Source organism: Halomonas sp. MMSF_3323, from assembly GCF_030733595.1.
GTDB classification, from domain to species: domain Bacteria; phylum Pseudomonadota; class Gammaproteobacteria; order Pseudomonadales; family Halomonadaceae; genus Halomonas; species Halomonas litopenaei.
In genome coordinates, this window is record NZ_JASHIT010000082.1 from 1 (window position 1) to 3616 (window position 3616).

Annotated in this window: 4 protein-coding genes; 2 read left to right on the forward strand and 2 right to left on the reverse strand. The window is 64.0% G+C overall.

Going from position 1 to position 3616, the window contains the following annotated elements; genetic code table 11:
- Nucleotides 1-383 precede the first annotated feature (383 nt).
- Complete coding sequence (locus RBB39_RS22625; protein ID WP_045993901.1) at nt 384-902, reverse strand: hypothetical protein; 519 nt, start codon at nt 900-902, stop codon at nt 384-386.
- Nucleotides 903-1192: 290 nt separating this feature from the next.
- Between RBB39_RS22625 and RBB39_RS22630 the strand changes: the two genes are divergently transcribed.
- On the forward strand, nt 1193-1624 hold the full coding sequence (locus RBB39_RS22630; RefSeq protein ID WP_045993902.1) for a host attachment protein: 432 nt from the start codon (nt 1193-1195) through the stop codon (nt 1622-1624).
- Nucleotides 1625-1682: 58 nt separating this feature from the next.
- On the opposite strand, the gene RBB39_RS22635 is transcribed toward RBB39_RS22630, so the two are convergent.
- Nucleotides 1683-2609 carry a LysR family transcriptional regulator gene (locus RBB39_RS22635; protein WP_045993903.1) on the reverse strand — a complete coding sequence of 309 codons (927 nt, stop codon included), beginning with the start codon at nt 2607-2609 and terminating at the stop codon, nt 1683-1685.
- A 187-nt stretch (nt 2610-2796) separates the two neighbouring features.
- On the opposite strand from RBB39_RS22635, the gene RBB39_RS22640 reads away from it, so the two are divergent.
- Entirely contained in the window at nt 2797-3573 is a 777-nt protein-coding gene (locus RBB39_RS22640) for a ferredoxin--NADP reductase (protein WP_045993904.1), read from the forward strand.
- Nucleotides 3574-3616 lie beyond the last annotated feature (43 nt).

The window sequence follows — 3616 nt, forward strand, 5'->3', positions numbered from 1 at the left end:
TCGTCGCCAATACCCTGGGTGCGGGGCTCGGTGTCGGGGCGGTCTGGCTGTGGCATCGAGGGCGCCAGCGCGCTCGCCGCTGATTCCCTTCCCGGATGACTCGACGGCGATGCCTGGGACGTCGTCGCCAACTTCCCATTGGTGCAGGGCTTGGTGTCGGGTCGGTCTGGCTGTGGTGCCAATGGCGCCAGCGCGCTCGCCGCTGATTCCCTTCCGCGAACTCGCCGCTGACTGCCTTCCCAAGTGACTCGGCGGCGATGCCTGGGACGTCGTCGCCAACTTCCCATGGGTGCGGGGCTCGGTGTCGGGGCGGTCTGGCTGTGGCATCGAGGGCGCCAGCGCGCTCGCCGCTGATTGCCTTCCCGGTCAAGGCGTCGACCGCGTCAGAGACTTGGCTCCTGGCGACTCGGCTTCTGGACCCTTTGTGATTCGGGCTCGCCGGTAGACGAACGGTTCAGGTCGAGGCCGGGCTCGCGATGTCCGCGTTTGCTCAGCGGTTCGGCCTTGCGCGTCACCCGAGCATCGCCGACCACCGCGTCGTCGTCCTCCAGCGGCCGGGCCTGGGAGGTCCAGGCCTTGTCGTCATCATGCACCGCCGGACGACGATCGTAGGAGCGGGTGACCACCGCGCCGGGGGCGAAGCCGGGCCGTTGACTGCCCAGGTGATGGGGCAGCAACCACAGCTCGGCCAGCAGGCGTAGTGCGACCATGGTCAGCAGGGTGAGGCCGGCGCCCAGCGCCAGGGGAGGCCAGCTCTCACTCCAGGTGGTCATGGCGACCCAGGGGGTGCGGGGGATCAGCCACCACAGACCGGCGGCGAGAACGCCGAGCTGTGCAATGAAATGACAGCTCAGCAGGGTGCGCCGGGCCAGTGGGGCGCGGGGAAAGAAGAACTGGCGCATGGTTGAGGTCCTCCAGCAGGGGAACTCGCAGGGCGCCAGGATGGGCGGCCCGCGAGTATCAGCGGTGCGGCGCAGGCAAAGGCGATAACCGGACAGGGCCGCAGGCCGCCGGGGCGTGTAACAGATGCCTGCATGCTACCCCAAAGGAGGCAGGGCTCGTCAGTGTCCGTGGAGGGCGACGCCGGTGTCGCCAATAACCACCAGTTGACGCTGCCGGGGTCCGTTGCCATGGTGACTTTGTACCGGTCATTGTGCCGGGAAGTCTGAACACAGGGAGGCGAGGACCGACCATGACGACGACTTATATCGTGGTAGCCGATGCGTCGCGTGCGCGAATCTTCACTCGGACAGGACGCAAGCTGAATGAAGTCGAGAGCCTGGTGCACGCCGAAGGGCGGCTCCACGAAGGCGATCTGGTGACCGACAAGGGCGGTGACGTACATGAATCCAGTGCTACCGCCTCGCGTCAGGCTGGCGGCGAGGAGGTGGCGACCCAGCACCATGAAGTCATCTTTGCCCGAGAGGTAGCCGATCGACTGTATCGTGCCCGTGTCGACAACAGCATGGAAAAGCTGATCATGGTGGCGCCGCCGCGCTTTCTTGGCCACCTGCGCGACAAGCTCGATGCTCCCACCGCCAAACTGGTCATCCACTCCCTCTCCAAGGATCTGACCAAGGCCGACTGCGACAAGATCACCGACGCCGTCGACGATCTGCGCTGATCTGTGCCGCCCGCCGTCCGCGGCGGGCTCTCTCCTGCATAGCGCTAGTCGTTTCCGTTCAGGGCACCTGCGGCAGATCGATCTCGTCGCTGCGCTGGATCCCCTCCGTCATCTGCCGGCACTGGCGTAGAAATTCGCGCATGCCTGCGGTGAGGTACTTGTGACGGTGCCAGATAAAGGTGAACTGTCGACTCAGGTCCAGTTCCGGCGTGGGCAGTGGGGTCAGGCTGCCACGCCGAAAGGCGTCGCGCAGCGCCAGGCGTGAGACACAGCCGATTCCCAGCCCCGACTCCACCGCACGCTTGATGCCCTCGGTATGCTCCAGTTCGAGCAGGATATTGAAGCGACCACGCCGATGGCGGGCTGCCTGTTCGAGGGTCAGGCGCGTGCCTGAGCCCTCCTCTCGCATGATCCAGTCTTCACGCAGCAGGCGGTCGAGCTCCACCGGCCCGCGGTTGGCCAGCGGGTGACGGGGCGAACAGAACACCACCAGGTCGTCTTCGACCCAGGGCTGGGTGATGACCTCGTCCTCCTCGCACTGCCCCTCGATCAGCCCCAGGTCGAGCTGGTGATGGCGAACCGCATCGATGATCGAGCGAGTGTTGCGGACCTGCAGCCTTACCCGGCTGCCGGGGTGGCGCTGCATGAAGTCGCTGATCAACAGCGTCGCCAGATAGTTGCCGATGGTCAGGGTGGCGCCGACATCCAGATTGCCGATGCCTTGCTGGCCTCTGAGCAGTTCTTCCACTTCTTCGGCCCGATCGAGCAGGGCGACCGCCTTGGGCAGCAGCTGGAAGCCCAGTGCATTGAGCTTGAGGCGCTTGCCGATGCGATCGAGCAGCTGGCAGTCGAATTGGCGCTCGAGTTCGGACAGCGCGGTACTGGCCGCCGACTGCGACAGGGCCAGGGCGCGCGCCGCCTTGGACACGCTCTCGTGCTGGGCGACCGCAACAAAGACTTCCAGCTGTCGAAGGGTGTAGCGCATGGCACGGGCTCTCCGGCGCGATAGGGGTAAAGACGTCGGCGATGGGCATCTATATCAATGAATTGGATAAGCGTTATCCATACAATCCATTTAACAGATAATATGGCCGGTCTTAGAATTATCCGCAAGACTTGATATCGGGCTTTATTCATTTCAGGAATAAGCCCACGCATTTTAAGGAGTTGGCATGAGCAAGTTTGCCCTGGAAGAAGTGCTGAGCGTTCATCACTGGAACGACTCCCTGTTCACCTTCCGCACGACCCGTGAGCGTAGCCTGCGTTTCAAGAACGGCCAGTTCGTGATGATCGGTCTCGAGGTCAACGGCAAGCCGCTGATGCGTGCCTACTCCGTGGCCAGCCCCAACTACGAGGACCACCTCGAGTTCTTCAGCATCAAGGTGCCCGATGGTCCCCTGACCTCTCGCCTGCAGCACCTGCAGGTGGGTGATCAGATCATGGTCAGCCGCAAGCCTACCGGTACCCTGGTATGTGACGACCTGCTGCCTGGGCGCAATCTCTACATGCTGTCCACCGGCACCGGTCTGGCGCCCTTCCTCAGCCTGATCCAGGACCCCGAGGTCTACGAGCGCTTCGAAAAGGTAGTGCTGGTGCACGGCGTGCGCCACGTCAACGAGCTGGCCTACGCCGACTTCATCACCAAGGAGTTGCCGGCGCACGAGTACCTGGGCGAGGAGATCAGCGAGAAGCTGGTCTACTACCCCACCGTGACCCGTGAAGACTTCCACACCATGGGCCGCCTGACCGATCACATCCGCACCGGCAAGCTGACCGACGACAAGGGCCTGCCGCCCATTGATCCCAAGCAGGACCGGGCCATGATCTGCGGCAGCCCGGCCATGCTCGACGACACCAGCGCACTGCTCGACGAGCTCGGCTTCAATATTTCCCCGCGCATGGGCGAGCCCGGCGACTACGTCATCGAGCGTGCCTTCGTGGAGAAGTAAGACCCCACGACAGGACGCCGCAAACGACGACGCCGATGGCCAC

Bases quoted from the DNA above. Each gene is read 5' to 3' on its own strand.
- RBB39_RS22625 (WP_045993901.1), bottom strand. From the start codon at position 902: ATGCGCCAGTTCTTCTTTCCCCGCGCCCCACTGGCCCGGCGCACCCTG.
- RBB39_RS22630 (WP_045993902.1), top strand. From the start codon at position 1,193: ATGACGACGACTTATATCGTGGTAGCCGATGCGTCGCGTGCGCGAATC.
- RBB39_RS22635 (WP_045993903.1), bottom strand. From the start codon at position 2,609: ATGCGCTACACCCTTCGACAGCTGGAAGTCTTTGTTGCGGTCGCCCAG.
- RBB39_RS22640 (WP_045993904.1), top strand. From the start codon at position 2,797: ATGAGCAAGTTTGCCCTGGAAGAAGTGCTGAGCGTTCATCACTGGAAC.